General features: G+C 72.1%; 25 protein-coding genes. 13 read left to right on the forward strand and 12 right to left on the reverse strand.

The annotated features are described in order from the left end of the window. Positions 1-93: 93 nt before the first annotated feature. Together AC3RKB_RS09710 and AC3RKB_RS09715 are read right to left on the reverse strand one after the other, a co-directional pair. Complete coding sequence (locus AC3RKB_RS09710; RefSeq protein WP_491435878.1) at positions 94-2109, reverse strand: acyl-CoA dehydrogenase family protein; 2016 nt, start codon at positions 2107-2109, stop codon at positions 94-96. 25 nt (positions 2110-2134) lie between these two features. Continuing rightward, positions 2135-2953, reverse strand: coding sequence for a Rossmann-fold NAD(P)-binding domain-containing protein (locus AC3RKB_RS09715; RefSeq protein WP_491435879.1), 819 nt, complete (start codon positions 2951-2953; stop codon positions 2135-2137). 136 nt (positions 2954-3089) lie between these two features. On the opposite strand from AC3RKB_RS09715, the gene AC3RKB_RS09720 reads away from it, so the two are divergent. Continuing rightward, positions 3090-4085, forward strand: coding sequence for an AraC family transcriptional regulator (locus AC3RKB_RS09720; RefSeq protein WP_491435880.1), 996 nt, complete (start codon positions 3090-3092; stop codon positions 4083-4085). 37 nt (positions 4086-4122) lie between these two features. On the opposite strand, the gene AC3RKB_RS09725 is transcribed toward AC3RKB_RS09720, so the two are convergent. Further along, positions 4123-4575, reverse strand: coding sequence for an Lrp/AsnC family transcriptional regulator (locus tag AC3RKB_RS09725; protein ID WP_491435881.1), 453 nt, complete (start codon positions 4573-4575; stop codon positions 4123-4125). Between the two features lie 82 nt (positions 4576-4657). Here AC3RKB_RS09725 and AC3RKB_RS09730 point away from each other — a divergent pair, with 82 nt between their 5' ends. Next, the gene (locus AC3RKB_RS09730) at positions 4658-5323 is read left to right on the forward strand and encodes a LysE family translocator (RefSeq protein ID WP_491435882.1); all 666 of its coding nucleotides are present in this window, start codon (positions 4658-4660) and stop codon (positions 5321-5323) included. Position 5324: 1 nt separating this feature from the next. On the opposite strand, the gene AC3RKB_RS09735 is transcribed toward AC3RKB_RS09730, so the two are convergent. Continuing rightward, positions 5325-5975 (reverse strand): dihydrofolate reductase family protein, encoded by a 651-nt coding sequence (locus AC3RKB_RS09735; RefSeq protein WP_491435883.1) that lies wholly within the window; start codon positions 5973-5975, stop codon positions 5325-5327. Between the two features lie 129 nt (positions 5976-6104). On the opposite strand from AC3RKB_RS09735, the gene AC3RKB_RS09740 reads away from it, so the two are divergent. The 3 genes from AC3RKB_RS09740 to AC3RKB_RS09750 all read left to right on the forward strand — a co-directional run bounded on the left by AC3RKB_RS09740 (position 6105) and on the right by AC3RKB_RS09750 (position 7618). Further along, positions 6105-6680 (forward strand): TetR/AcrR family transcriptional regulator, encoded by a 576-nt coding sequence (locus AC3RKB_RS09740; RefSeq protein WP_491435884.1) that lies wholly within the window; start codon positions 6105-6107, stop codon positions 6678-6680. A 98-nt stretch (positions 6681-6778) separates the two neighbouring features. Continuing rightward, positions 6779-7147, forward strand: a complete 369-nt coding sequence (locus AC3RKB_RS09745; protein ID WP_491435885.1) for a nuclear transport factor 2 family protein — start codon at positions 6779-6781, stop codon at positions 7145-7147. Between the two features lie 42 nt (positions 7148-7189). Next, positions 7190-7618 (forward strand): hypothetical protein, encoded by a 429-nt coding sequence (locus tag AC3RKB_RS09750; protein ID WP_491435886.1) that lies wholly within the window; start codon positions 7190-7192, stop codon positions 7616-7618. Positions 7619-7643: 25 nt separating this feature from the next. On the opposite strand, the gene AC3RKB_RS09755 is transcribed toward AC3RKB_RS09750, so the two are convergent. Together AC3RKB_RS09755 and AC3RKB_RS09760 are read right to left on the reverse strand one after the other, a co-directional pair. After that, complete coding sequence (locus AC3RKB_RS09755; RefSeq protein ID WP_491435888.1) at positions 7644-8582, reverse strand: prenyltransferase/squalene oxidase repeat-containing protein; 939 nt, start codon at positions 8580-8582, stop codon at positions 7644-7646. A gap of 44 nt (positions 8583-8626) precedes the next feature. Beyond that, on the reverse strand, positions 8627-9499 hold the full coding sequence (locus AC3RKB_RS09760) for an SDR family oxidoreductase (RefSeq protein ID WP_491435889.1): 873 nt from the start codon (positions 9497-9499) through the stop codon (positions 8627-8629). Positions 9500-9634: 135 nt separating this feature from the next. Here AC3RKB_RS09760 and AC3RKB_RS09765 point away from each other — a divergent pair, with 135 nt between their 5' ends. Genes AC3RKB_RS09765 through AC3RKB_RS09775 form a run of 3 tightly spaced genes read left to right on the forward strand, consistent with a single transcriptional unit; the run spans position 9635 to position 11183 of the window. Continuing rightward, positions 9635-10078 carry a nuclear transport factor 2 family protein gene (locus tag AC3RKB_RS09765; protein WP_491435890.1) on the forward strand — a complete coding sequence of 148 codons (444 nt, stop codon included), beginning with the start codon at positions 9635-9637 and terminating at the stop codon, positions 10076-10078. 9 nt (positions 10079-10087) lie between these two features. Further along, a complete protein-coding gene (locus AC3RKB_RS09770) occupies positions 10088-10345 on the forward strand; it encodes a zinc-ribbon domain-containing protein (protein WP_491435891.1) in 258 nt (85 codons plus the stop codon). Between the two features lie 16 nt (positions 10346-10361). Continuing rightward, positions 10362-11183, forward strand: coding sequence for an IclR family transcriptional regulator (locus AC3RKB_RS09775; RefSeq protein ID WP_491435892.1), 822 nt, complete (start codon positions 10362-10364; stop codon positions 11181-11183). On the opposite strand, the gene AC3RKB_RS09780 is transcribed toward AC3RKB_RS09775, so the two are convergent. Genes AC3RKB_RS09780 through AC3RKB_RS09790 form a run of 3 tightly spaced genes read right to left on the reverse strand, consistent with a single transcriptional unit; the run spans position 11172 to position 14658 of the window. Then, positions 11172-11927 carry an IclR family transcriptional regulator domain-containing protein gene (locus AC3RKB_RS09780; RefSeq protein ID WP_491435893.1) on the reverse strand — a complete coding sequence of 252 codons (756 nt, stop codon included), beginning with the start codon at positions 11925-11927 and terminating at the stop codon, positions 11172-11174. The two genes, AC3RKB_RS09775 and AC3RKB_RS09780, sit on opposite strands and share 12 nt — an antisense overlap. Positions 11928-11983: 56 nt before the next feature. Continuing rightward, positions 11984-13129, reverse strand: coding sequence for an alanine racemase (alr, locus tag AC3RKB_RS09785; RefSeq protein ID WP_491435894.1), 1146 nt, complete (start codon positions 13127-13129; stop codon positions 11984-11986). Then, positions 13126-14658, reverse strand: coding sequence for an amino acid permease (locus tag AC3RKB_RS09790; RefSeq protein WP_491435895.1), 1533 nt, complete (start codon positions 14656-14658; stop codon positions 13126-13128). The genes alr and AC3RKB_RS09790 overlap by 4 nt, the downstream gene beginning before the upstream one ends. A 285-nt stretch (positions 14659-14943) precedes the next feature. On the opposite strand from AC3RKB_RS09790, the gene AC3RKB_RS09795 reads away from it, so the two are divergent. From AC3RKB_RS09795 to AC3RKB_RS09805, 3 genes are read left to right on the forward strand one after another with little or no spacing between them, the layout of a single operon-like run. Further along, positions 14944-16002, forward strand: coding sequence for a homoserine dehydrogenase (locus AC3RKB_RS09795; protein WP_491435896.1), 1059 nt, complete (start codon positions 14944-14946; stop codon positions 16000-16002). Continuing rightward, positions 15999-17414, forward strand: a complete 1416-nt coding sequence (locus tag AC3RKB_RS09800) for an aldehyde dehydrogenase family protein (protein ID WP_491435897.1) — start codon at positions 15999-16001, stop codon at positions 17412-17414. The genes AC3RKB_RS09795 and AC3RKB_RS09800 overlap by 4 nt, the downstream gene beginning before the upstream one ends. After that, complete coding sequence (locus AC3RKB_RS09805; RefSeq protein ID WP_491435898.1) at positions 17411-18793, forward strand: aspartate ammonia-lyase; 1383 nt, start codon at positions 17411-17413, stop codon at positions 18791-18793. The genes AC3RKB_RS09800 and AC3RKB_RS09805 overlap by 4 nt, the downstream gene beginning before the upstream one ends. 44 nt (positions 18794-18837) lie before the next feature. Here the strand turns inward: AC3RKB_RS09805 and AC3RKB_RS09810 are convergent, their stop codons facing one another. After that, the gene (locus tag AC3RKB_RS09810; RefSeq protein WP_491435899.1) at positions 18838-19293 is read right to left on the reverse strand and encodes an Lrp/AsnC family transcriptional regulator; all 456 of its coding nucleotides are present in this window, start codon (positions 19291-19293) and stop codon (positions 18838-18840) included. Positions 19294-19440: 147 nt separating this feature from the next. Here AC3RKB_RS09810 and AC3RKB_RS09815 point away from each other — a divergent pair, with 147 nt between their 5' ends. After that, positions 19441-20628, forward strand: coding sequence for a trans-sulfuration enzyme family protein (locus tag AC3RKB_RS09815; protein WP_491435900.1), 1188 nt, complete (start codon positions 19441-19443; stop codon positions 20626-20628). Positions 20629-20631: 3 nt separating this feature from the next. Here AC3RKB_RS09815 and AC3RKB_RS09820 read toward each other — a convergent pair whose 3' ends face one another. Together AC3RKB_RS09820 and AC3RKB_RS09825 are read right to left on the reverse strand one after the other, a co-directional pair. Continuing rightward, positions 20632-21678 (reverse strand): NADPH:quinone reductase, encoded by a 1047-nt coding sequence (locus tag AC3RKB_RS09820; RefSeq protein ID WP_491435901.1) that lies wholly within the window; start codon positions 21676-21678, stop codon positions 20632-20634. A 51-nt stretch (positions 21679-21729) separates the two neighbouring features. After that, complete coding sequence (locus tag AC3RKB_RS09825; protein WP_491435902.1) at positions 21730-23346, reverse strand: PucR family transcriptional regulator; 1617 nt, start codon at positions 23344-23346, stop codon at positions 21730-21732. 114 nt (positions 23347-23460) lie between these two features. Between AC3RKB_RS09825 and lysA the strand changes: the two genes are divergently transcribed. After that, complete coding sequence (gene lysA / locus AC3RKB_RS09830; protein ID WP_491435903.1) at positions 23461-24771, forward strand: diaminopimelate decarboxylase; 1311 nt, start codon at positions 23461-23463, stop codon at positions 24769-24771. The last annotated feature ends 9 nt before the right edge of the window (positions 24772-24780 follow it).

Here is a 24780-nt window from a genome sequence, read left to right on the forward strand (position 1 = left end):
CGAGACCCCGCGCCGTGGACGCCGAGGTGAAGGGGTGGCGCCGCACTGAGGCCCGCGCTCTCGGGTCGCGCGTGGCAGCGTCGGCCGGATCGGCTACGAGCCTTCGGTCGGGCGGATGACGCGGCGCGCGACGTTCTCGGCCGCGTCGGCGGGCACCTCCTCCGTGATCCACGGCCCGGTGCCCTCGCTCACGTCCATGATCCCCTGTTCGAGCCAGGCGTAGTGGCCCTCGAGCACGCGCGCGGCGAGGCGTTCGTCGGCGACATCCGTGTTGCGCCAGAGCTCGTCGAGCAACCGCTCGGTGCGGTGACGCGACTGCTCGGCGAACGTGTCGGCGAGCTGGTAGGCGGCCTTCCCATGCTCCGGGGTGTCGGCGGCGATCATCGCGGCGCGGACGCACGACGCCGACACGGCGAAGAGCTCCGCGCCGATGTCGACGACGCGGGCGAGGAAGCCCTGCTTCTTCTCGAGGCCGCCCTGCCAGCGCGCCATCCCGTAGAACGTCTCGCGCGCGAGCTTGCGGCTCGTGCGCTCGACGTAGCGCAGGTGCGGCGCGAGCGCACCGAACTCGTCATACGAGGTGGGCAAGTCGCCCTTGCCGGCGACGAGCTGCGGCAGCCAGCGCGCGTAGAACCCGCTCGCCGAGACGGCCGCCTTGAGCTTGCCGGCGAGGTCCTGGTGCGGGTCGATCAGGTCGCCCGCGACCTTGAGGTGGGCGTCGACCGCCTCGCGCGCGATGAGCAGGCGCATGATCTCGCTCGAGCCCTCGAAGATGCGGTTGATCCGCAGGTCGCGGAGCATCTGCTCGACCGGCACCGCGCGCTCGCCGCGGGCCGCGAGCGACTCGGCCGTCTCGAACCCGCGGCCGCCTCGGATCTGCACGAGCTCGTCGGCGATCCGCCAGCCCATCTCCGACGCCCACAGCTTGGCCAGCGCCGCCTCGATGCGGATGTCCTTGCGACCCTCGTCGGCCAGGACGCCCGAGAGGTCGACGACCGCCTCCAGTGCGAACGTCGTCGCGGCGATGAACGCGATCTTGTGCGCCACGGCGGCGTGCTCGCCGATCGGCTTGCCCCACTGCACCCGGGCGTTCGACCACTCGCGCGCGATCTTGAGGCCCCACTTGCCGGCACCGGCGCAGATCGCGGGGATCGCCAGCCGACCGGCGTTGAGGGTGGTCAGCGCGATCTTGAGCCCTTCACCCTCGTTGCCGATGAGGTTCTCGCGCGGCACGCGCACACCGCGCAGGGTCGTCAGCCCGTTCTCGAGGCCGCGCAGCCCCATGAACGCGTTTCGACGGTGCACGGTGATGCCCGGGGCATCCGCTTCGACGATGAAGGCGCTGATGCCTCCGCGGTGGCCGTCGGCCTGCTCGTCGGGTGACCGTGGCACCCGCGCCATCACGACGAGCAGTTCGGCGACGACGCCGTTGGTGGTCCAGAGCTTCGTGCCGTCGAGCACGTACTCGGAGCCGTCGTCGCTCGGCACCGCGGTCGCCTGCAGTCGCGCCGGGTCGGAACCGACCTCGGGCTCCGTCAGCAGGAACGCGCTGATGGCTCCCGTCGCGCAGCGCGGCAGGTACCGGCGCCTCTGCTCCTCGGTGCCTGCGAGCACGAGCGGTTCGGGCAGGCCGACGGACTGGTGCGCCGAGAGCAGCGCGACCATCGCCGGGTTCACGGTGCCGATCATCGCGAGCGCGTGGTTGTAGTAGTACTGCCCGAGCCCGAGGCCGCCGTACTCGACGGGAATCTTCATGCCGAAGCAGCCGAGCTCGGCGAGCTTCTGGTAGACCTCGTCGGGGATCCGCGCCTCGCGCTCGATCTGCGCGGCGTCGACGGTGCGGAGGTACGCCTCGAGCTCGGCGAGGAATCGCTCACCTCGTTCGACGCGCTCGCGCGCGGGCCTCGGGTGCGGATGGATCAGCGACAGGTCGAACTGCCCGAGGTAGACGCCCTTGGCGAAGCTCGGCTTGCGCCACTCCTGTTCGCGGGCGGCCTCGGCGACGGCCCGTGACTGCTGCTCGTCGACGTGGGCCGGGTCGGGCCGGCCTGCGCTCGCAGGCCCGCCGACCTCGGAGACGGTGGACCCGGTGGAACCGGTGGCGCTCACGCGAACCTCCTCGTTCAGCGCCAATCTACGCCGCAAGGCCCCCAGATCGCAGCACCGCGCGCAGGTCGCGCGGGTCCCTCCCGAGCGCCTCCTGCACGCCGGACGCCGTCCGCTCGTTGCGCCCGTCGAACACCTCGCGGCAGAGCTCGGTGAGCATGGTCGCCACCTCGGCGCCTGCCTCGGCGGCGACTGCGGCGTGGAACTCGTCGAACCCGACGGGCAGGTACCGGATGTCGCGTCCGCCGGCCTCCGTCAGCATGGCGGCGACCTCGGCGAACGAGAGCGACTCGGGCCCCGTCACCTCGAAGACCCGGCCCTCGTGCCCGTCCGCGGTGAGCGCCTCGACGGCGACGTCGGCGAGGTCCTCGACGTCGATGAACGGCTCGCGCACCTCGCCGGCGGGCATGGCGAGCACGCCGGTCGAGACGGCGTCGCGCAGCATCCCCTCGGTGAAGTTCTGCGCGAACCAGCTCGAGCGCACGACCGTCGCCGAGACCCCCGACGCGAAGAGCACGTCCTCGGCGCGCCGGGCCCCGTCCTCGCCGCGCCCCGACAGCAGGACGATGCGGTGCACGCCGGCGTCGCGGGCGACCTGCGCAAGATGCGAGATCGCGGCATCCGCTCCCGGCACGGCGAGGTCGGGCACGTAGGCGACGTAGAGGCGGTCGACTCCGCGCAGGGCCTCGGGCCAGCCGTCCGGCCGGTCCCAGTCGAAGGAGGGGGCGGTGCCGCGGGCGAGTCGGCGGACGATCTCCCCGCGCGCCTCGAGGCGGTCGGCGATGCGGTGGCCGGTCTTTCCGGTGGCGCCGATGACGCCGTACGTGGTGGTGGTCGCGGTGTTCATCTCGGTGTCCTTCCTGGTGGGTGTCCGTCCACCTTCGCCCCGGCACGGTGGACGGACAATCGCCGAGGATCCGGTTTCATATGCCGTTCGTCCGCGAGTCGGGACATCCGGTCGCCCGGCATGCCAGCGTGGACGCATGGTCAATCCCCGCACCGCGAATGCGTCGAGCGCCCCGGTCGATCGGCTCGGCGACGGGCTGCACCTGCTCCGCTTCACCGGCGCGTTGTACTGCCGCGCCGAGCTCACCGCGCCGTGGGGCGTGGAGTTCCCCCAGCTCGACGGCTACATGATGCTGCCGGTCGTGCTCGCCGGTCGGTGCGTGCTCGAGATCGGCGGCGAGCGCCATCAGCTCGAGGCCGGCAGCGCCGCGCTCATCACGCGCGGGCGACCGCACCGCATGCTGAGCACCGCGGATGCCGCGTCGACCCCGCTGTTCGACATCCCCGCCGAGCGGCTGACCGACACGTACGAGCACATGCGCTTCGGCGGCGGCGGGGAGCGCGTGCAGATCGCCTACGCCGCGATGCGGATCGACGCGCCGCTGACCGCGCGCCTGCTCGCCGAGCTGCCGGAGGTGATCCGCGTCGACGCGTGGGACGACGGCGAGGCGGGCGCCTTCCAGGCGGTGCTGCGGCTCATGGCGCGCGAGGCCGAGTCGATCGAACCCGGCGGCGAGGCGGTGATGACGCGGCTGGCCGACGTGCTCGTCATCCAGGTGCTGCGGCGGTGGCTGCGCGCGACCGATCCGGCGACCGGATGGCTCGCGGCGCTGCGCGACCCGCACGTGGGCCGGGCCCTCGGCCTCATGCACGCGCGGCCCGATGAGGACTGGAGCCTCGTCCGCCTCGCGCGCGAGTCGAACATGTCGAGGTCGGCCTTCGCGGAGCGGTTCACGACGCTCGTCGGCGAACCGCCCATGCGCTACCTGGCGGGCTGGCGCCTCGAGCAGGCTCGCGACGAGCTGGGCCGCACCACGGACCCGATCGCCGCGATCTCGAGCCGCGTCGGCTACACGTCGGAGGCGGCGTTCAGCCGCGCCTTCAAGCGCCACTACGGCGTGACGCCGGGGGTGGCGCGGCAGGGCGCGGCCGCGCTGCGGCTGGAGCGCCCTCGCTCGACCGCCGTGCAGTGACCTGGCGGATGCCTGCGCCGCGCTCGCCGGATCGTCGCTAGAGCGGCAACGCCCGATCATCGACGACGGTCTTCATGACCAGCGTCGACTGCACCCGCGCCACGCCCGGCAGCGCTGACAGCTTCTCGTCCCACAGCTTCTCGTAGGCGCGCAGGTCGGCGACGGCGACCTGCAGGAGGTAGTCGGGGTCGCCGAAGAGGCGCAGCGCCTGGGTGACCTCGGGGATCTCGGCGACCGCGGCGTCGAACGCGGGCACGGTGTCGCGGTTGGCCTGGGCCATGGTGACGAACACGAGCGCACCGAAGCCCATGCCGACCGCGTCGGGGTCGATGACCGCGCGGTACCCCGTGATGGCGCCGGATGCCTCGAGCGCGCGCAGCCGGCGGTGCGTCGGCGACATGCTCAGGTTCACGCGCTCGGCGAGCTCGGTGAGGCTCAGCCGGCCGTCGTGCTGCAGCTCGGCAAGGATCCTCCGGTCGATGGCGTCCATGTGGTGAATTCTTCCACGGATGCCTCGTGGCAGGGCGGAACTCGGAAGCGGCTTCCATCGCGACATCCGTACCGTTCTTCTCATGGACGCCCAACTGCTGCTCGCCTGCTCGGTGATGATGGTGCTTATGGTGCTGCTGCCCGGCCCCGACTGGGCATACCTCATCGGCGCGAGCATGCGCGAGCGCAGCATCGCGCCGTCGCTCGCGGGCATCCTCGTCGGGTACCTCGTCACGGTCGCCGCGGTCGCGATCGGCGTCGGCGCGGCCGTCGCCGCGCTGCCCTGGTTCATCGTCGCGCTCACGTTCGCCGCGGCGATCTACCTGACGTACCTCGGCGTGCGGGTGCTGCGCGAGCCGCCGGTCGTGGTGGTGGCGGCAGCTGGGGGAACCGTCGTCGCGGGTGGCGGCGGGTCGCCCGCGCCATCCGCTCGGCCCCGGCTGCAACTGCTGCAGGGCGCCGGTGTGAGCGGGCTGAACCCGAAGGGCCTGCTGGTGCTCGTGGTATTGCTGCCGCAGTTCACGGATGCCGCGGGCGCCTGGCCGATCCCGGTGCAGCTCGCGGTGCTCGGCCTGATCTTCGTCGCCGCGTGCGCGCTGGTGTACACGGCCGTCGGCTTCGGCGCGCGGACCGTGCTGCGCCTGCGGCCCTCGGCGATGCGGCTCGTCTCGCGGATCTCGGGCGGGGCGATGATCGTGCTCGCGGTCGTGCTCGTCGTCGAGCAGGCGGGGCACCTCCTCGGCGGGTGAATCACGCGCGGGCACGCCGACCCGTGACCTCCGCCCGGGTTCGGTGCAGGCTGGGGGACGGCGGGCTCGTCCCTGCGGTCGGCCGGCGCGAGTACCACTCGACGAGGTTGCCTCCCTCGAACGAGCGCACGGCGTCGAGCTCGAAGACGGTCGGCGAGAACCCCGGGCCGAACGCCGGCAGCCCGGCTCCCGCGACGACCGGGTACCGCTTGATGACGAGCTCGTCGATCTCGCCGAGCAGCTGGCCGGCCAGGCGGCCGCCGCCGGCGAGGTAGATGTCGAGCGACGAGTCCTCGGCCTTCAGGGCGCGCACGGCGTCGACCGGGTCGTCCGTGATCATCGTGACCGCCGGGTCCGTCGGTTCGAGGCCGGCGGAGACCACGTACTGGCGCAGGTGCGAGTAGGGCGACGTGATGCCGAGCTGCAACGCGGGATCGTACGTGCGCCGGCCCATGACGATCGTGTCGAAACGGGTGAGCGGGGCCTCCGAGATGCCGAACCGGTCGCGGACGTGCGAGGGCAGGGCGTCGCCGTAGTCGGCGACCATCCATCCCATGTACTCGTCGGAGCCGGGGAAGAAGTCGACCTCGTCGTCGGGGCCGGCGATGACGCCGTCGATCGAGAGGGAGATGTAGTACGTGAGCTTTCGCATGCGTCCTCAGGGTCTCGTGCGTGGCGGCGGCCTGGTGTGTCGCGGGCTCAACCACTATAACCAGAGTGGTTAGGATGGCACCAAGTCGGTGATCGAATGGGCCGAGGGGTCGACGGGAGGAGCGAGCGGATGGTGCGGAATGCCGAGCGACGACGACAGCTGCTGGATGCCGCGGTCGAGGTCATGGCCGGTCAGGGCAGCCGTGGCCTGACGTTCGGCGCCGTCGACCGCGCGGCCGGCGTGCCCGCAGGCACCGCGTCGAACTACTTCGCGACCCGCGACCAGCTCGTCGACGAGCTCGCGGCGCACGTGTTCGAGCGGCTCGCGCCCGACCCGGTCGAGGTGGCGAAGCGGATGGCTCCGGCGCACACGCGCGAGACCGAGCGCGACCTCATGCTGTGGCTCGTCGAGCGGGCGATGGCCGACCGCGCCGCCCACCTCGCGCTGCTCGAACTGCGGCTCGAGGCGACCCGGAACGAGCGGCTGACGACCGCCGTCACGCGCCACTTCGCGGCGAACCTGGCGGGCGCGACCGCCGACCACGTCGACGGCGGGTTCCCCGGCGACCGCGCCACCGCGCTGGTGCTGTACCTCGCGATGAGCGGGCTTCTCCTCGAGCACCTCACCCTGCCGGGGCTGCTCGGCGATGACTCGGTGAGGCGCGTGGTCGATCAGGTCGTCGAGGCGGTGGTGCCGGCGAGGTGAGTCGCGGGTTGCCTCTTGACGGCGTCCGCGGCTCGGAACAGGCTGATCGCATCCGTCATCCGCGAAGGCGCGGGATGCCGCGCGAGGGGGTCAGCCGCATGAACGTCACGACCGACATCACGACCGAGAAGATCGCGCGAGCGTTCTCGAGCCACCGGTTCGATGTCGCGCTCCCGCACCTCGCCGACGACATCGTGTGGACGGTCGTCGGCGGACCTCCCATGGTCGGGCGGAAGGCCGTGAAGAAGGCGCTCGATCGCACTGCGGCCGACCTCGCGAGCGTCACCACCGAGTTCCAGCGCTTCCGCTCGGTCGTCGGCGAGGAGAGCGTGGTCGTCGACAGCCTGGCCAGGTACACCGACGGCGAGGGCGACGTCTCGATCGTCGCGGCGTGCGACATCTTCGACTTCGCCGACGACGGGCGCATCACCGAGATCGTCTCGTACACTGTCGAGCTTCCCAGCTGAGCGGCGCGGGTCGCGGGGCCCATCTCGGCATAGCCTGACGTGATGGATGCCTGCGCCGCGCTCGCCGAATCGATCGACCGGCTCGCCGAGCGCGGGTACCCGAACGGGCGGTTCCTGCGGGAGCTCGGGCGGGTGGCCGGGGTGCGTCGCGGTCCGGTCTGGCTGTTCGACGCGGCATCGGGTGGTCGCAATCGGATCCGCGGTCGCGGCTTCCGCGCGCCGATGGACGACGACACCGACGGGCAGGCGCGGCACTTCGCGGGCACGGTCGCCGTCGCCGCCCGTCTCGGCGGGGTGATCACGCGCTGGCTCGTCGTCCACGTGCTGCGCGATGCGCCCGGCAGCGAGGACTGGCGGCTCAGCGAGGAGGCCATCGCCTTCGTGCGGCTGGTCCGTTCGGGCGAGCTCTCGCAGGCGGATGCCGCGGGGTGGGTGCGCGACCGGATGTGCCACGCTTCGACGCGTCGCTGAGGCCGGGCTGACGTTCGGGAGGGCCTCAGGCCGAATCGGGCGCCGCCCACTTCAGCACGCGGAGCGCGCGCAACGTGTTCCAGCGGCTCGGTTCGCCCTTCGGTTTCTCGAGGACGTAGGCGCGCAGCGCGGAGCGTTGCGGTCCGGCAGGCCACCGCCCGTCGCCGCCGCGACGCGACCGGAGCAGGTCGAGGGCGGGCGCGAGTCGCGGATCGGGACGCCCGCCGTCGGCGCGGAAGTGCTCGAGCGCGCGCAGCACGTCGTAGAACCAGTACATCGGGAAGGAGAATTCGACGTACCGGTCGTTCGCGACCTCGCCGGTCGACTTGCGGAGGAAGAGGTGGCGTTCGAGCAGGTACTCCTCGCCGCCCTCGACGGCCTCGGCGAGGGCGGCATCGGTCGACCCGGTGACGCGCTGGTACGCGCGGAGCCCCTCGAGCACGCACAGCGTGCTGTCGAACGACGAGCGGGGCGTCGGCCGTGGTTCGGCGCAGTTCCATCCGCCGTCGACGCGGCGCTGGCCGAGCAGGCGGTCGACGAGGCGGTCGGCCCCGTCGAGCACGCCGAAGTACGCGGCGTAGCTCAGCACGCCGCCGTTCACGCACTCCTCGACCTCGCCCTCGAAGAACGGTCGGCCGCCCACGTCGTCGGCCCACCGGACGTGGTCGTGGACGCGCTCGATCGCGCGCCGCACCGCGGGCGCCTCGGGGTCGATGCCGAACCGGAGCAGCACCTGGAGCGTCCACATCACCGAGTCGCGCTCGCGGCGCTCGCCGTAGACGGCACTGCCCCAGTAGCCGTTCGCATCCTGCAGCGCGAGGAGGTCGGCGCCCCAGCCTTCGCCTGCCACCCGCGCGCGTTCGGCGGCCACCCGTTCGGGCGGCTCGTCGAGCAGGTCGCGTCGCACCTGCCAGGTGATCGCCGGGTCGGCGCGGAGCAGCCAGTCGATGACTCCATCGTCCATCCCCGTATGCTCTCGCACGCCGCCGACATCTCGCCCTCCGCAGCTCACCCGAGTGCGAACCCGCCATCACTGGTCAGCACCTGCCCGACGACCCACGCGCCGCTCGGCGTCGCGAGCCATCCGATGAGCTCGGCGGCATCCTCGGGCCTGCCGTACCGGCCGAACGGCGTGGTCGCGAGGTGCTGCTCGAGCCCCTCGAGCGGGCGATCCGCGGTGCCCGGGTCCATGTACCCGGTGTTGACCGGGCCGGGGTTGATCGTGTTCAGGACGATCCCGAGGTCGAGCAGTTCGGCGGCGGCCGTCGCGGTGACGCCGGCGAGCGCGGCCTTGCTCGCCGCGTAGGCCACCTCGCCGCGCATCGGCCCGTGCAGTTGCCCCGACGTCATCCAGAACACCCGGCCCTGCGGTTGGGGGAACGGTGCCGGACGTGCCATCCGCTCGCCCGGGCGCCGCGGCGCCGCATCGGGCCGACGGGCCTTCGTGCGCGCGAAGGCCGCCGTGAGCAGGATCGTGGAGCGGGCGTTCACGTCCCAGAACCCGTCGAGGCGCTCGGGCGTCATGTCGAGGATCCCGCCGTCGTCGCCGCTCCGGGCGTGGTTGCAGACCAGGATGTCGAGCCCGCCCGCGAGGCCGCTCGCCGCCGCGATGAGCGGCTCGATCTGCGTGGCATCCGTCAGGTCGGCACTCAGGTCGCCGAACCGGGCGCCGGCGGTCAGCGACGAGCGGATGCCGGCGCGAACCGCGTCGAGATCGTCACCGCCCCACGGCTGCGCGAGGTCGTGCGGCCGGTAGTGGTGGAGGAACACGCTCGCGCCGAGGGCGGCGAGCTTCTCGGCGACGGCGTAGCCGATGCCGCGGCGGCGGGACACGCCGGTGACGAGGGCGGTCGTGCCGGCCAGCGGGAGGGATTCGTGCATGGGTGGGCCTTTCGGTGGCGCGGGGCGCGCAGGTACGAGGGGTGGAGGCGGCTCACCGGCATTGCATGCGGCGACTGTAGCGCACGTCTCGCGGCTGCCGGTGACATCCGGCGACGGGGAGAGGATGCTGGGCCCATGGGAGAGGTGACGCCGGACGAGCGACCCGATCCGGGCCTCGTGATCGACCAGCTGGTGCGGGCGATGAACGATCACGACCTGGATCGGATGGTCGGGCTCTTCCACCCCGACTACGACAGCCGGCAGCCGGCTCACCCGGGTCGTGCCTTCGTCGGACGCGAGCAGGTTCGCGCGAACTGGGGCGCGATGCTGCGCGGCATCCCGGACTTCCGGGCGGAGGTCGTCCGCTCCGTGCAGGACGGCGACCTGAACTGGTGCGAATGGGTCTGGCACGGCACCCGCTCGGATCGGCAGCCGTTCGAGGTGCGTGGGGTCACGCTCTTCCGGATCCGCGACGGCCTCATCGTCGCCGGCACGCTCTACGTGGAGGATGTCGAACGGGAACCGGTCGGGATCGAGGACGCCGTGGAGGGGATGTCGGGCGCCCGCCCTGCTCCGTAGCATCGGAGCATGTTCCTCTTCATCGGAGTGTTCCCGCGCGAGCGGGAGATCGCGGTGGCGCGCCTCCGCTGCGACCACTGCCATGAGGAGGCCGCGCAGCATTTCGTCGAGAGCGGGAGCCGGCTGTGGCTGTTCTTCATCCCGCTGTTCACGTTCGCGCGCCGCTACGTCATGATCTGCGCGAACTGCGGATGGACCACCGAGGTGAGCCGCGAGCTGGCGAAGCGCGCCGCCGACGTGGCGGCGCACGGCCCGCAGCAGCGCTGATCGGTACCGTAGACCCATGCCGGGTGAGGGTGACGTGTCGTCGAGCATGGGGCGCGGGTTCGAGGTGATCTCCGCGCTCGCCGAGGTGACGCGCACGCCACCATACCGCGCGACGGTGTCGGTCGTCGCAGCGCACCTGGGCCGCGATCGCTCACAGGTGTCTCGAGCGCTCGCCTCGCTCGAGGCGCTCGGCTTCGTCGTCCGTGGCGACGATCGGGCGTACCGCTTGAGCTGGAACTGGTACGCGGCCGCCCAGGAGCTCACCGACCGGCGGCTGCGGGTCGACGGGCTCGGCGTGCTCGAGCACCTCAGCGAGGCATCCGACGAGGCGTGCTTCCTCGGGGTGCTCGTCGGCGACAGCACCGTCACCATCGTCGAGAGCATCCCGCCGTCCTCCCGGATGATCGGATCGTGGCTGGGCCGGGCCTATCCCGCGTTCTGCAGCGACGCCGGCCAGGCGGTGCTCTGGGATGCGAGCGACGACGAGATCGGTGCCGTCTTCGCGCGGACGGAGTTCCGCAGTGCGGGGCCGAATGCTCCGCACTCGATCGACGACTTCGTCGCGCGGCTCGATGCGGCGCGCGAGCGGGGCTTCGTGATCGTCGACGAGGAGGCCGAGCCGGGCCTCTACTCGGTGTCGGCGCCGGTCCGCGACTTCCGGGGCGAGGTGGTGGCTGCCGTGCAGATCGTGGGCACGCGTACGTCGCTCGTCGGGCGCACCTCGGAGCTCGGGGCGCTCTGCACGGAGGCGGCCGACACCCTCTCGCGCAGCATCGGTGCTCCTACGGGGATGGTCGGCGCGCCGCGTTCCGAACGAACCGACGGCTCAGTGCCGTGACGCCAGCTCGGTCAGGTCCGCAGCGGCGTCCGCGACGGCCGCGGCGAGATCGCCCGCACGGGCGCGCTCGCGCAGCGACGCGCTGACGCTGACGGCCGCGATGATCGTTCCGTCCGCCTCCCTGATCGGAAGCGCGAGTTCGAGCACGTCGTCGTCGTATTCCTCTTCCGCCCAGATCATCCCGCGCTCGCGGTCCCGCTCCATGAGCGCGACGACCTCCGGCGCCGAGCGGGCCGCCCCGGGTCCGCCGACGCCGACGAACTGCACGTCGGCGAGCAGCGATTCGAGATCCTCGCGGCCGTGGTCCCAGAGCAGCGCTCGACCCGGTCCGGTCGACCACGTCGGGGTCGCCATGCCGGGACGGATCGATGACTCGGATGCGCCCACCCCCGTCTCGTGGCGGAGCAGTACGGCGCGGACACCGTCGCGGCCGGTGATGCGAGCGGTCACCGGGAAGCGCGCCGCGATCGCGCGGAGACGCGCGCGGGACGCGCCGAGCAGCGGCGCCTGCAGCGCGGCGGCGATGGCGAAGAACCGACCGCCGGCTCGGTAGGACTGCGCCTCGTCGCGCTCGAGGTAGTCCAGTTGGCGGAGCTCGCGGGTCAGCCGCGAGGTGCGGCTGCGCTCGATCCCGGCGGCGTCGGCGAGACGCGACGCCGTGTGCCCCGGTCGGCCGGTCCGCTCGCGCTCCACCGCGGTCTCGACCAGGCGGAGGCCCTGCGCGAGCGATGAGGGGATCTGCACGGTCTCGTCTCCTTCACCGGTGGGCGTCGGACTCCATTACACCGCAGTGGCGTGCGCTACCTCGTGGCCGACGCGGCGGGGGCCGCCGACCGGACGGGGACTCGGGGGTGCAGCCGGCCCCAGACCGAGTAGAGGTCGGCCGCGATGTGCGCGTTGGCGTGCTCGAGGTCGGCGGACGAGATGCGCTCGTCGCCCTGCACCCCGTAGAACACGACCTCGTCGCCGAGTTCGGCGCCGCCGATCGAGGTCACGTCGACCGTGATGGTGTTCATCGCGTGGCGATCCACGATCGGAACGCGACGGCCCCGGATGAGGACGGACCCGCGGCCGCCCAGCGAGCGCTGGATGCCGTCGGCGTAGCCGATGGGGACGGTCGCGAGCACGGCGTCGCGGTCGAGCCGATGCGTCCGGTCGTAGCCGACCGTGTTGCCGCGCGGGTAGCGGTTCATCGCGGCGACGCGGGACTTGAGCGTGAAGGCCGGGCGGAACGCCGTGCCCGGCGCGACCGTGTCGCCGTAGATCGCGGCGCCGATCCGCACCATGTCGAACGCGGCATCCGGAACCGTGAGCGCCGCGTAGGAGGTCGCGCAGTGCCGTTGCGCCCGGCCGGGCTCGGCGCCCAGGGAGCGGAGGACTGCGGCGGACTGGACCTGGAACGCCGCGGCTCCCTGCGCGACATCCGCCCGGTCCTCGCTCGGGAAGTGCGAGCACACGCCGGCGACGTCCAGTTCGCGATGCGAGAGCACGCGGCGCAGCTCGTCTGTTCCGCCGGGTCGGGTGAGCTCGATGCCGTCCCGGCTCAGTCCGGTCGCGTTGACGGAGACGTGCACGGCGATGCGGATGCCGCGATCGCGCGCGACCTGCGCGACGACCTCGGCATGCTCCGCACCCCCGACCCATTCCTCGACGCCGTGCGCCACGCCGTCCTCGATCTCGGCGGCGAGCGCCGGGCGGATCCTGAGGATCCGCCCGGTGAAGCCGAGGAAGCGGGCGGCGACCGCTTCCTCGGTGCTCGTGATGCCGATCGTGCGGATGCCCCGGGCGATGATCAGCGGAAGCACGTGCTCGATCCCGTGACCGTAGGCGTCGGCCTTCACGACCGTGCAGACCTCGGTCGTCGTGCCGAAGCGCTGGAGTACGGTGTCGAGGTTGTGCTCGATCGCGTCGAGATCGATCTCGATCCACCCGGGTGTCGGCGTCATCCGATCACGTCGTCCTTCGCCGACTGCGCAGCGCGGTCACCAGGTCCGTCGATCGCGTCCACAGGAGCCTCCTCCGAGATCGGCGTCACGGCCTTCGCCCCGCGCCGGCCGTAGCGGAACCAGAAGAACAGGTAGCAGCCGGCGACGAACGGGATGCCGAAGTAGAGCGCGGCGACCTGGTTCGGGTCGAACGCGATCGCGACGATCGAGATGCCGAGCAGCACGAAGGCGACGATCGGCACGACCGGGTACAGCGGGGTCCGGTAGGCGAGCTTCGACACGTCGCCGCCGGAGCGGACGAAGGCGCGACGGTGGAAGAACTGCGCCGCGACGATCGACATCCAGACGGCCACGACCGCGAAGCCGGCGATCGACACGAGCACGAGGTACACCGTCTCCGGCGCGATGACGCTCGAGAGGAGCGACGCCAGGCCGATCAGGAGGCTCACGCTGAGCGCGACGATGGGGATGCCACGGCGGGTCAGGCGCGTGAAGGCGCGCGGCGCGTGCCCCTCCTCGGCGAGCGAGAAGAGCATGCGGGCGCAGGAGAACAGGCCGCTGTTACCGGCGGACAGCAGTGCGGTGATGATGACGAAGTTCATGATGTCGGGGGCGTAGGGGATGCCGACGTACTCGAAGACCGTCACGAACGGGCTGTCGGTCACGCCGGTCTGCTCGTAGGGCACGATCGCGGCGATGACGGTGATCGAGCCGATGAAGAAGATGACGAGCCGCAGCACGGTCGAGCGCAGGGCCTTGGGGATGTTGCGGGCCGGGTCCTTCGTCTCGCCTGCGGCGACGCCGATGAGCTCGGAACCGCTGAACGCGTAGAACACCACGAGCGCCGTCATGAGCACGCCGCCGATGCCCGTCGGGAAGAGCCCCTCAGGCGTCATGAAGTTGCTGAAGAGCACCGCACCGGGGTTCTCGGGCGAGAGGGGGGTGATGCCGAAGATGGCCGCCCCGCCGAGCACGATGAGGCCGATGATGGCCGAGACCTTGATCAGCGAGAACCAGAACTCGGTCTCGCCGAACACGCGGGCCGAGATCGCATTGAGGGTGAACAGCAGTGCCGCGAACACGAGGCACCAGATCCAGACGTCGACCGTGGGGAACCACCGCTGCATCAGGATTCCGGCGGCGGTGAACTCCGAGCCGAGTGCGACGACCCAGCAGAGCCAGTACAGCCACGCGGTGGTGAAGCCCGTCGCGGGGTTGATCGCCCGTGCCGCGTAGATGTGGAACGCGCCCGAGACGGGGTAGGCGAGCGCGAGTTCGCCGAGGCAGGCCATGACGAGGTAGACCACGACCGCGCCGATGCCGTAGGCGATGACCGCGCCGAGCGGGCCGGCCTGGTTGATGGTGTAGCCGGAGCTGAGGAACAGGCCGGAGCCGATCACCCCGCCCAGCGCGATCATGATGAGGTGGCGCGCGTCCATGGAGCGCTGCAATCGTCGGTACGGCACTTGGGTCGCCGTCGTGTGCGGAAGTGCGTTGGGCAGCTCGGTGCTGCGGGCTGATCCGGTCATGGGGGGAATTCCTCCGGTCTGTGGTGAGGGACTCGACGTTGAGTACTTGCAATATGAGCACATCAACGTGTCGATATTGCACGATCCTCGGTTTCGAGGACGTTACAACTCGACGCCGCTCGCCGCAAGTCGCGAGTGCGCGCGTGCCGCCTCGCGGAGCACGACCGACCGTATCGCCCGAGCGACGGGCGATCCGACCAACCGGGCGGTCGATTCGACAGCGCCGGCGGACACCGGGGCCGAACAGGATGATCTCCCATCCGCTTCGACCAAGGAGGAACTCACGTGGAGCGACATGACCTGGCCCTCATCGGCTTCGGGGGCGTGAACCGAGCACTCGCCCAGCTCATCTACGAGCGCGGCGACGAGCTGGCCGTCGAGCTCGGCTTCGAACTGCGGGTGGTCGCGATCACCGACCTCCGGCTCGGCTCCCTCATGCAGGCCGACGGCATCGACGTGGCCGCGGTGCTCGCGCTTCCGGCGGGCGCCGACTTCGCCGGCTTCCCCGGCGGGCACGCTGAGCCGCGGAACGAGTACGTGATCCGCAACACGACGGCCGACACGATCGTCGAGGCGACCTTCACCAATCCGGTCGACGGCGAACCGGCGGTGTCCCACGTGCGCTGGGCGATCGAATCGGGCCGGAACGTCACGACCACGAACAAGGGGCCTGTGGCGCTCGCGGGTGCCGAGCTCCGGTCGCTCGCCGAGGCGAACGGGGTCCGGTTCGAGCACGAGGGCGCCGTGATGAGCGGCACGCCCGTGCTGCGCCTGGCGGAGCGGGTGTTCGCGGGCCTGCGGATCAGCGCGGTCCAAGGCATCCTCAACGGCACCAGCAACTACGTGCTCGGGCGGATGGAGGACGGGATGGCGCTCGACGCGGCGGTGGCCGAGGCGCAGCAGCTCGGCTTCGCCGAAGCCGACCCCACCGCCGACCTCGAGGGCTCCGACGTGCAGCTGAAGGTCGTGATCCTCGCGAACGAGGTGCTCGGCGCCGGGATCACCACCGCCGACGTCGAGCGTCGCGGGCTCTCTTCGCTCTCGCCGGCGGACGTGGCCGACGCGGCCGCGAACGGCCGCCGATGGAAGCTCATCGGCTCGGCCCGGCGCAATCCCGACGGCACCGTCACCGCGAGCGTCGAGCCCGTCGCGCTGCCGCTGGACCATCCGCTCGCCGGCATCTCGGGCGCGACCAACGCCGTCGCCTTCGACACCGACCTGCTGGGGACCGTGACGATGTCGGGGCCCGGCGCCGGCCGCACGGAGACCGCCTACGCGCTCCTGTCCGACCTCATCGTGATCCAGGCCGCGCGTGGGGCACTCGTGGGGGAGGCGGCACGGTGACCGAGATCCTCATCGCCCCGGTCGCGACCGGCATGTCACCGCGCTTCGCCCCCGTCGTGGACAAGTACGACGGCTCCGAGATCGGCCGCGTCCCGCAGCATGCGCCCGCCGACGTGGACCGGATCATGGCGCGGGCGCGCGTCGGCTTCGCGCTCTCGACCCGGATGTCGCGGTACCAGCGTCACGCGGCCCTCGAGCGGGCCTCCGCGTTGCTCGCCGAGCGTGCCGATGCGGCGGCCGACCTCATCGTCCGCGAGGCGGGCAAGACCGTCCGCCAGGCGCGCAAGGAGGTGCGGCGCGCCGTCACCACGCTGTCGCTCTCGGCCGAGGCGGCCCGCTCGAATGCGGGCGAGGTCATCCCCTTCGACGCCTTCGAGGGCTCGGAGCGTCGCAGGGGCTGGTTCACGAGGGAGCCGCTCGGCATCATCCTCGCGATCACCCCCTACAACGACGCGCTCAACCTCGTGGCCCACAAGCTCGGGCCCGCGGTCGCCGCCGGCAATGCGGTCATCCTCAAGCCGTCGCAGTCCACGCCGCTGACCGCGCAGTTCCTCGTGGACGTGCTCATCGACGCGGGCGTGCCCGACGAGATGGTGACGGTGGTGCACGGCGACCGACACCTCGCCCAGGCGCTCCTCGCCGTCCGCGAGATCCGGATGGTGTCGTTCACCGGCGGCTTCGCGACGGGCGAGGCGATCGCGCGCGGCGCGGGGCTCAAGCGGCTCGCGATGGAGCTCGGCGGCAACGCCCCGGTGATCGTCTTCGACGACGCCGACGTTCCGTCGGCGGTCGAGGCCTGCGTGTCGGGCGCGTTCTGGGCGGCGGGGCAGAACTGCGTGGGCGTCCAGCGGATCCTCGTGCAGCGCGGAGCCTACGAGGCGTTCCGCGAACGGTTCGCCGCGTCATCCGCTTCGCTGATCGCCGGCGACCCGGCGTCGGAGGCGACCGATGTCGGGCCGATGATCTCGACGGCCGCGGCCGAACGCGCCGAGCGGCTCGTCGCGGACGCGGTGGCGGCCGGCGCCGTCGTGCTCGCGGGCGATCGGCGCGAGGGCTCGGTGTTCTGGCCGACGGTCCTCGAGGGCGTGCCGATCTCGTGCGAGGTCTGGGCCGACGAGGCGTTCGCCCCGATCGTGATGCTGCAGCCCTTCGACGCCGAGGACGACGCGGTCGCCCTCGCGAACGACGTCGAGTACGGGCTGCATGCCGCGGTCTTCACGCGCGACCTCGATCGCGCGCTGCGCGTGGCGGAGTCGCTCGAGGCGGGCGGCGTGATGATCAACGACTCGTCCGACTACCGGGTCGACGGCATGCCGTTCGGTGGGGCGAAGTACGGCAGCATGGGCCGCGAGGGCGTGCGGTTCTCGTTCGAGGAGATGACCCAGCCCAAGGTCGTCTGCATCAGCACATGAGCGCGATGGGAGCGGTCCGCCGCGAGGCCGACTCGTTGGGCACCGTCGAGGTGCCCAGCGACGCGTACTGGGGAGTGCACACGTTCCGGGCGCGGGAGAACTTTCCGATCAGCGGGACGCCGATCGGCCGGCACCCGGCGCTCGTCCGCTCGCTCGCGACCGTGAAGCAGGCCGCGGCGCGCGCCAACCGCGGCCTCGGGCTGCTCACGGCCGAGCAGGCCGAGGCGATCGAGTCCGCGTGCGAGCGGATCCGCGGCGGGGAACTGCACGAGGAGTTCTGCGTCGACGTCGTGCAGGGCGGCGCCGGGACGAGCACGAACATGAACGCCAACGAGGTGATCGCCAACGCGGCGCTGGAGCGGCTGGGCCACGAGCGCGGGCGCTACGACGTCATCCACCCGATCGATGACGTGAACCGCAGTCAGTCGACGAACGACGTGTATCCCACGGCGATCCGCCTGGCGGTCGTGGAGGTGCTCCTCGAGCTGGCGCCGGAACTGTCGCGGCTCGCGGATGCGTTCACCGAGCGCGCGGGGGAGTTCTCCGAGATCCGCAAGGTCGGACGCACGCAGCTGCAGGACGCGGTGCCGATGACCCTCGGCGATGAGTTCGCGGCGTTCGCCGTGGCCGTGCGCGAGGACGTGCAGCGCCTGGAGGAGGCCGTCCCGCTCCTGCTCGAGTGCAGCCTCGGCGCGACCGCGATCGGATCGGGCGTCACCGCGCCGCCCGGGTTCCGCGAGGACGTCGTCGCAGAGTTGGGTCGTCTCGCCGGGCTCCCGGTCACGCCGGCCGCGCACCTCTTCGAGGCGACATGGGATGCCGGCGGGTTCCTCCACGCATCGGCGATGCTGCGTCGCACGGCGGTGAAGCTCTCGAAGATCTGCAACGACCTGCGGCTGCTCTCGAGCGGTCCGCAGGCGGGTCTCTCGGAGATCCGGTTGCCGGCGCGGCAGGCGGGCTCGTCGATCATGCCGGGCAAGGTCAATCCGGTGATCCCGGAGGTGGTGAACCAGATCGCCTTCGCCGTCATCGGCGCGGACGTGACGATCGCGGTCGCCGCCGAGGGCGGGCAGCTGCAGCTGAACGCGTTCGAGCCGGTCATCGCGCACTCGCTGCTGCAGTCGGCCGGATGGCTCACGCGGGGCGCGCGCGTCCTCCGCGAGTACTGCGTGGAGGGCATCGAGGCGAACGCGTCGCTCCTCGCGGACCGCGTCGCGCGCTCCGTCGGGGCCGTGACCGCCCTGGTCCCGGTCATCGGATACGACGCGGCGACGTCGGCCGCCAAGCACGCGCTCGCCACCGGCGTGTCGGTGGCGGAGTCGGTGGCGCGGTTCGCCGAGCTCAGCGCCGAGGATGCGGAGCGCCTGCTCGCCCGGTGAGTCGCGGCATCCGCCCGGCCCCTGGGTCGCGTCCTGCGGCGTGCTCAGGGTGCCGTGCGGTCGATCACCGTGGTGAGGGCGACGGAGGTCACGGTGTCGGCCACGCCGGGGATCGCGGCGATGCGCTCCCAGATCTCGCCGACGCGGTCCATCGACTCCGCCTGGAGGGTGACCAGCAGGTCGAACTGCCCGGCGAGCACATCGCAGCGCACCACCTCGGGGATCGCGGTCAGCTCCGCGATCACCTGTCCGCCGCGCATGCGGTCGGAGCGGTACACGAACACGATCGCGGAGACCTGGCGCGGCTCGCCCTGGGGGCGCCCCCGCACGACGGTGTAGCCGGCGATGACCCCGTCGCGCTCCATCCGCTCGATGCGCTGCCGCACCGCATTGCGCGAGAGGTGGACGCGGACGGCCAGGGTGGCAAGGGGGAGCCGGGCGTCGTCGGCGAGTTCGGCGAGGATCCGCCGGTCGATCTCGTCGAGTCGGGATGCGATCACGGTGACTCCTTTCATCCGGGTCTTCGGCACCGCTGCCATTGCGTGCAATACTAGCAATAGAGGATGTCAATGATGCACGTACTTGGAGGAGCCATGGGCACGCCGCGACCCGACCGACGGATGCCGACCACGCTCTCGGACCTGAGCATGGCGGTTCACGCGGGCAACCTGCCCGATGGCGGGCACGGCGCCCTCCGGGTTCCCATCGTGATGGCGAACTCGTACGAGCTGCCCGACGATCCGAGCGCGATCAGCTGGTCGGCGACGGCGCCCGGCCTGTACACGCGGAACACCGGCGTGAACCAGGCCGCGCTCGAGGCCAAGCTCGCCGCGCTCGAGGGCGCCGAGGCGGCGGTCGCGCTCGCGAGCGGCGTGGCGGCCCTGCACGCCGTGTTCTTCACGCACGTCCGCCTGGGCGACCACGTGCTCGTCTCCGATGTCACGTACGAGGCGACCTGGCGACTCTGGACGGAGCTGCTTCCCGGCCGCTACGGCATCGACGCCACGTTCGTCGACATCACCGACCTCGACGCGGTGCGGGCGGCCATGCGACCCGAGACCAGGCTCGTCTGCGTCGAGGCGATCGCGAACCCCACGACGAAGGTCGCCGATATCGCCGCGATCGCCGAGATCGCCCACGAGCACGGGGCGATCGTCATGGTCGACTCGACGTTCACGCCGCCGCCGTTCTACCGACCGCTCGACGACGGTGCCGACCTGATCGTCCATTCGCTCACCAAGTACATCAACGGACACGGCGACGCGATGGGCGGCGCCGTGATCGGTCGGCACGAGCTCATCGAGCCCATCAAGGCCGACGCGATGGTCGACGTCGGCGGGATCATCTCGCCGTTCAACGCCGCGCAGATCCAGCGCGGGTCGGTCACGCTGCCGCTGCGCCTCCGCCAGTCGTTCGCGTCGGCGGCGGCGCTCGCCGAGTTCCTCGAGGCCGACCCGCGGGTCGAGTACGTCGCGTACCCGGGCCTGGCCTCGCATCCGGGGCACGAGCTCGCCCGCCGGCAGTTCGGCGGCCGCGGCTTCGGCGGCACCATCGCCTTCGCGGTCAAGGGCGGGCCCGACGCGCAGAACCGCTTCGTGTCGAACCTGCGGCTCATCACGTCGGCGTTCTCGCTCGGTCACGACGACTCGCTGATCGTGCACGTCGGCACCGACGGTGGGCGCGTCGCGACGTACCCGGAGGAGTTCCGCACCCACGGGCACCTGCGGCTCTCGGTCGGGATCGAGGATGCCGGCGACCTGCTCGCGGACCTCGAGGCGGCGCTGGATGCGACGTTCACCGGAGCGCACGAGTTGCTCGGCGCCGCCGCGCGGTGACGGTCAGGCGGCCGGGCCCGCACCCTCCGCACCGACGTCGATGAGCACCTTGCCGACCGTGCCGGCCTCGACCGCGTCATGCGCGTCCGCGGTGCGCTCGACCGGGAAGCGCGTGAGCGGCAGCCCCGCCTGCTCGCCGACGGGGAGCGCGCCGTCCTCGACCGCGCGGGTGACGTCCTCGGCGGCGGCCGCGAGCGCCGCCTCGCCGACGGTGTAGAGCAGCAGGAACTGGTATCGCACGTTGAGCGCGAAGTGGTGGCGCACGTCGAGCGTGACCTCGGCGCCGCCGTCGGTCGCGTAGACCGCGACCGATCCGTGGTTCGCGAGCACCTGCGCGTTGAGGGCGGCGTTGCGGGCGGGGGAGACCTCGACGACCTGGTCGACGCCGTCGGGGGCGATCGCACGGATGACGGCGGCCGCGTCATCCGTCCGGTAGTCCACGACGTGGTGGGCGCCCGCCGCCGTGGCCAGGGCGGCCTTCCCGGGTGAGCTGACGGTGGTGATCACCCGGGCGCCCGCCCAGCGGGCGAGCTGGATGGCGGCGTGCCCGACCGCGCCGGCGCCGCCGGCGACGAGCACGGTGCGGCCGGCGAGCGCTGCCGGGGCGAGGCGGGTCGGCCCGTCCTCGTGGATGGTGAGGGCACGGTGCGCGGTCATCGCGGGGACGCCGAGGGAGGCGCCGAGGTCGAAGCCCGCGCCGTCGGGCAGGTGCACGACGCGGCCGGCGGGCACCACCGTGAACTCCTGCGCGGTGCCCATGGGGCGCTCGTGCGCGGCGAGGAACACCCACACCCGGTCGCCGACCCTGAGGCCGGTCACGTCGTCGCCGACGGCGTCGACGACGCCCGCGCCATCCTGGTTCGGCACGACCTCGTCGAACGGCGTCGGCCGGCCCGCCCGCGCGCCGGCGCGCGCCTTCCAGTCGGTGGGGTTCACGCCCGAGACGACGATGCGCACGCGCACCTCCCCGGGCCCGGGCCCCGGGATGTCGCGCTCGACGAGCTGCAGGACGGACGACGGGCCGGTCGACGAGTACGCGATCGCTCTCATGCCGTGTTCAACGCGATCGGGGCGCGGCGTCTTCCGCGCGTCATGGCGAGCTCACCGGCCCACTCCATTCCGCTCCGCATCGGCGCCGGCCCGCAGCTGCAGCCAGGCGGCCAGCCGCTCGTCGGCGCGCTCCACGCGGATGCCGTGCGCGGCGCTCGCGCGGTGCAGCCGGTGGCGGACGGTGTTCTGGTGCACGCCGAGCCGCTCCGCGGTCTGCGCGATGTTGCCGAACGACTCGAGCCAGACGAGCAGGGTGTCGGCGATCAGGCGGGTGGCCGGGCGTGCGCGCAGCTCGTCGAGGGCCGGGTCGCGCAGTTCGTCGGATGCCGCGAACAGCTCGGCGACGCGCTCGATCACGAGTCTCGGCCGAACGGTCGAGGTCGTGACGATCCTTCCGCTCGCCGGGTCGGGATCGCTCGCCGCCGCGTCGAGGAGTCGATCCGCGAGTTCGCGAGCTGCGGCCACCTCGCCTGAACGGTGCACGGGCCCGGCGACGGCGATCCGGGTGCCGTCGCCGACCAGGCGGTCGAGCAGGGGGAGCAGGGGTTCGGCCGCCCGGACCGCCTCGTCGACGCCGCCCGCGGCGAGGAGCGCGTACACGCGACCGCGGTGCGCGACCGCCACCGTGTCGGGCCGGTGCAGCACCAGGTGGCGGATCACCGTGGAGCGGAGCTGGGCGATCGCGGTCGGCCCGGCGCTCGGCACGTGGAACGCGAGCAGCGCCGCCCCGCGCTCCTCCGGGATCCCGAGTTCGGCGAACTCGGTGCCCGTCAGGTCGATGCCCGTGAGCAGCGTGCGCAGGCGATCCTCGCGCGGGCGCTGGTTCGTCGCGTGGGTGCGCAGGTCGTCGAGCAGGTGGGCGCCCGCGAGCGCGCTGGCACGCCGCATCCGCTCGGCCTGCTCGTCGGTCACCGGGCCGTCGCCGGACGCGTCGATCGCCCAGATCGTGCCGAGCGGCAGCGCACCGGCGCGGATCGCGAAGGCGACGCGCGGCTCCTCGTCGCCGAGGCGCGGGTACTTGATCGGATGGTCCGACCGCAGCACCGTGCGGTACTGGTCATCGTTGTAGGGCGACGCCGGCACCCGGCGCGCGAGGATGCCGTGCGTGCGCAACTCGTCGATGAGCTGCCCCGGCACCGACGAGTAGGCGAGGATGTTGCGGCTCAGGTCCTCGATCGCGACCGACCCGCCGAAGTGCTCGGCCAGCTCGTTCGCCACCGCGAACAGCGGTTCGGCGCCGCGGTCCTGCGGCGTCGAGAGGGTCGCATCCGACTCGCCGAGCAGGTGCGTGAGCTGCGCGTCGAGGAGGCGCCACCTGATCCGGTCGGCGACGCGGAGCATCGTGAGCCCCGTCGACTCGGCGATCGCGGCCATCGCGGCGACGCGATCGGTGCTGCACTTCAGCGCGAGGCCCGACGCGCCGGCCTCCGCCGCGCTCGCCGCGACGGCCGCGAGCCGGGCCGTGCTGAGCGACGTGGTCGAGGGGGCGAGCAGCAGCGTGCCCGCCGCATCCGGGATCTCGTCGGCGATGTCGAGGAACTCGGTGCCCGTCACGGGCACCCCAACGCCCGCCGCGCCGATCACCGTGATCGTGCTCGGGCCCAATTGGTCGACCAGCTCGGCGAGCGTGACCCGAGGGATCGGCGGCGGGGCCGCCGTGGTCGCCATTGGAGGAATCGCTTCATCCATGCCGCAAAGCTATCCCGGATCTCCAACCATCGGCGAGCGCGATCTTCCTAAGCTGGCCACCGCGACGGCGATGACGCCGCTGAGGAGGAACGAATGACCGCGAACCGCCCGGCCCCTGAGGGGACCCGCCTCGACGAGCTCTGGCACATCCTGCCGGAGGAGGCGACCGCGACCCCGGACGGGGTCCTCGAGATCGGCGGCGTCGCCGTCACCGAGCTCGCCGAGCGGTTCGGCACCCCGCTGCACGTCTACGACGAGGTCGGGCTGCGGCGCCAGGTGCGCCGGTTCATCGACGGGCTGCGGGGGCGCTGGCCCGACTCCGAGGTGCTCTTCGCGTCGAAGTCGCTCCCCGCCGTCGGCATGTACCGCCTCGCGCAGGAGGAGGGGCTGTCGGTGGACATCGCCGGCGGCGGGGAACTCCGGCTCGCACTCGCCGCAGGTGTCGACCCGGCGCGGCTGCACTTCCACGGCAACGCGAAGACCGATGCCGAGCTCCGGATGGCGCTCGACGCCGGCGTCGACACGATCATCGTCGACAACGACGACGAGCTCGACCGGCTCGAGCGGCTGCTCGACCGCCCGCAGAAGCTCCTGCTGCGCGTCATCCCCGGCGTGGACGCGAAGACGCACGCCTCGCAGGCGACCGGCGGCGCGAACTCGAAGTTCGGCCTGCCGATGGACCAGGCGGGTCGTGCCATCCGCCGGATGCAGTCGCATCGGCTCATGCGATTCGAGGGCGTGCACCTGCACATCGGATCGCAGATCCTCGACACCGCCCAGTTCGCCGAGGCGGTCGCCAAGATCTCGACGGTCGGCACCTTCGGCACCTACGACGTCGGCGGCGGACTCGGCATCCGCTACACCTACGACGAGCAGTCGCCGAGCGTCGAGGCGTACCTCGACGCGATCGTCGCCGCCGCTCGCGCGCACCTCCCGGCCGGCGCTCGGCTGCTGATCGAGCCGGGCCGCTCGATCGTCGCGCGCGCCGGCGTAACGCTCTACCGCGCGACGACCGTCAAGCGCACCGGACGCACCTTCGTCGCCGTCGACGGCGGCCTCGCCGACCAGATGGACATCGCGCTCACGCACCAGCGCTACGAGGCGGTGCTCGCCGACCGGCTCCTCGAACCGTGGACCGAGACGGTGCAGCTCGTCGGCCGCCAGTGCGAGTCGGGCGACCTGCTCGTCGACGGCGCACCCATGCCGCCCGCCCGCGTGGGCGACCTCGTCGTGATGGCCGCGACGGGCGCGTACGCCTACACGATGTCGAACAACTACAACGGCGCGCTCAAGCCCGCGATCGTCTTCGTGGCGGATGGCGCGGCCCGCCTCGTCACGCGACGCGAGACCTACGACGACCTGCTCGCCACCCACGCGCCCGCCCTGGCCGGCGCGCTGGTCTGAGCGCGACAT

The sequence above is a fragment of the Agromyces capsici genome (assembly GCF_058349965.1).

Excerpts from the sequence above, each read along its gene's own strand:
- AC3RKB_RS09715 (WP_491435879.1), bottom strand. The coding sequence starts at position 2,953 with ATGAACACCGCGACCACCACCACGTACGGCGTCATCGGCGCCACCGGA.
- AC3RKB_RS09720 (WP_491435880.1), top strand. The coding sequence starts at position 3,090 with ATGGTCAATCCCCGCACCGCGAATGCGTCGAGCGCCCCGGTCGATCGG.
- AC3RKB_RS09725 (WP_491435881.1), bottom strand. The coding sequence starts at position 4,575 with ATGGACGCCATCGACCGGAGGATCCTTGCCGAGCTGCAGCACGACGGC.
- AC3RKB_RS09730 (WP_491435882.1), top strand. The coding sequence starts at position 4,658 with ATGGACGCCCAACTGCTGCTCGCCTGCTCGGTGATGATGGTGCTTATG.
- AC3RKB_RS09735 (WP_491435883.1), bottom strand. The coding sequence starts at position 5,975 with ATGCGAAAGCTCACGTACTACATCTCCCTCTCGATCGACGGCGTCATC.
- AC3RKB_RS09740 (WP_491435884.1), top strand. The coding sequence starts at position 6,105 with ATGGTGCGGAATGCCGAGCGACGACGACAGCTGCTGGATGCCGCGGTC.
- AC3RKB_RS09745 (WP_491435885.1), top strand. The coding sequence starts at position 6,779 with ATGAACGTCACGACCGACATCACGACCGAGAAGATCGCGCGAGCGTTC.
- AC3RKB_RS09750 (WP_491435886.1), top strand. The coding sequence starts at position 7,190 with ATGGATGCCTGCGCCGCGCTCGCCGAATCGATCGACCGGCTCGCCGAG.
- AC3RKB_RS09755 (WP_491435888.1), bottom strand. The coding sequence starts at position 8,582 with ATGGACGATGGAGTCATCGACTGGCTGCTCCGCGCCGACCCGGCGATC.
- AC3RKB_RS09760 (WP_491435889.1), bottom strand. The coding sequence starts at position 9,499 with ATGCACGAATCCCTCCCGCTGGCCGGCACGACCGCCCTCGTCACCGGC.
- AC3RKB_RS09765 (WP_491435890.1), top strand. The coding sequence starts at position 9,635 with ATGGGAGAGGTGACGCCGGACGAGCGACCCGATCCGGGCCTCGTGATC.
- AC3RKB_RS09770 (WP_491435891.1), top strand. The coding sequence starts at position 10,088 with ATGTTCCTCTTCATCGGAGTGTTCCCGCGCGAGCGGGAGATCGCGGTG.
- AC3RKB_RS09775 (WP_491435892.1), top strand. The coding sequence starts at position 10,362 with ATGCCGGGTGAGGGTGACGTGTCGTCGAGCATGGGGCGCGGGTTCGAG.
- alr (WP_491435894.1), bottom strand. The coding sequence starts at position 13,129 with ATGACGCCGACACCCGGGTGGATCGAGATCGATCTCGACGCGATCGAG.
- AC3RKB_RS09790 (WP_491435895.1), bottom strand. The coding sequence starts at position 14,658 with ATGACCGGATCAGCCCGCAGCACCGAGCTGCCCAACGCACTTCCGCAC.
- AC3RKB_RS09805 (WP_491435898.1), top strand. The coding sequence starts at position 17,411 with ATGAGCGCGATGGGAGCGGTCCGCCGCGAGGCCGACTCGTTGGGCACC.
- AC3RKB_RS09815 (WP_491435900.1), top strand. The coding sequence starts at position 19,441 with ATGGCGGTTCACGCGGGCAACCTGCCCGATGGCGGGCACGGCGCCCTC.
- AC3RKB_RS09820 (WP_491435901.1), bottom strand. The coding sequence starts at position 21,678 with ATGAGAGCGATCGCGTACTCGTCGACCGGCCCGTCGTCCGTCCTGCAG.
- AC3RKB_RS09825 (WP_491435902.1), bottom strand. The coding sequence starts at position 23,346 with ATGGCGACCACGGCGGCCCCGCCGCCGATCCCTCGGGTCACGCTCGCC.
- lysA (WP_491435903.1), top strand. The coding sequence starts at position 23,461 with ATGACCGCGAACCGCCCGGCCCCTGAGGGGACCCGCCTCGACGAGCTC.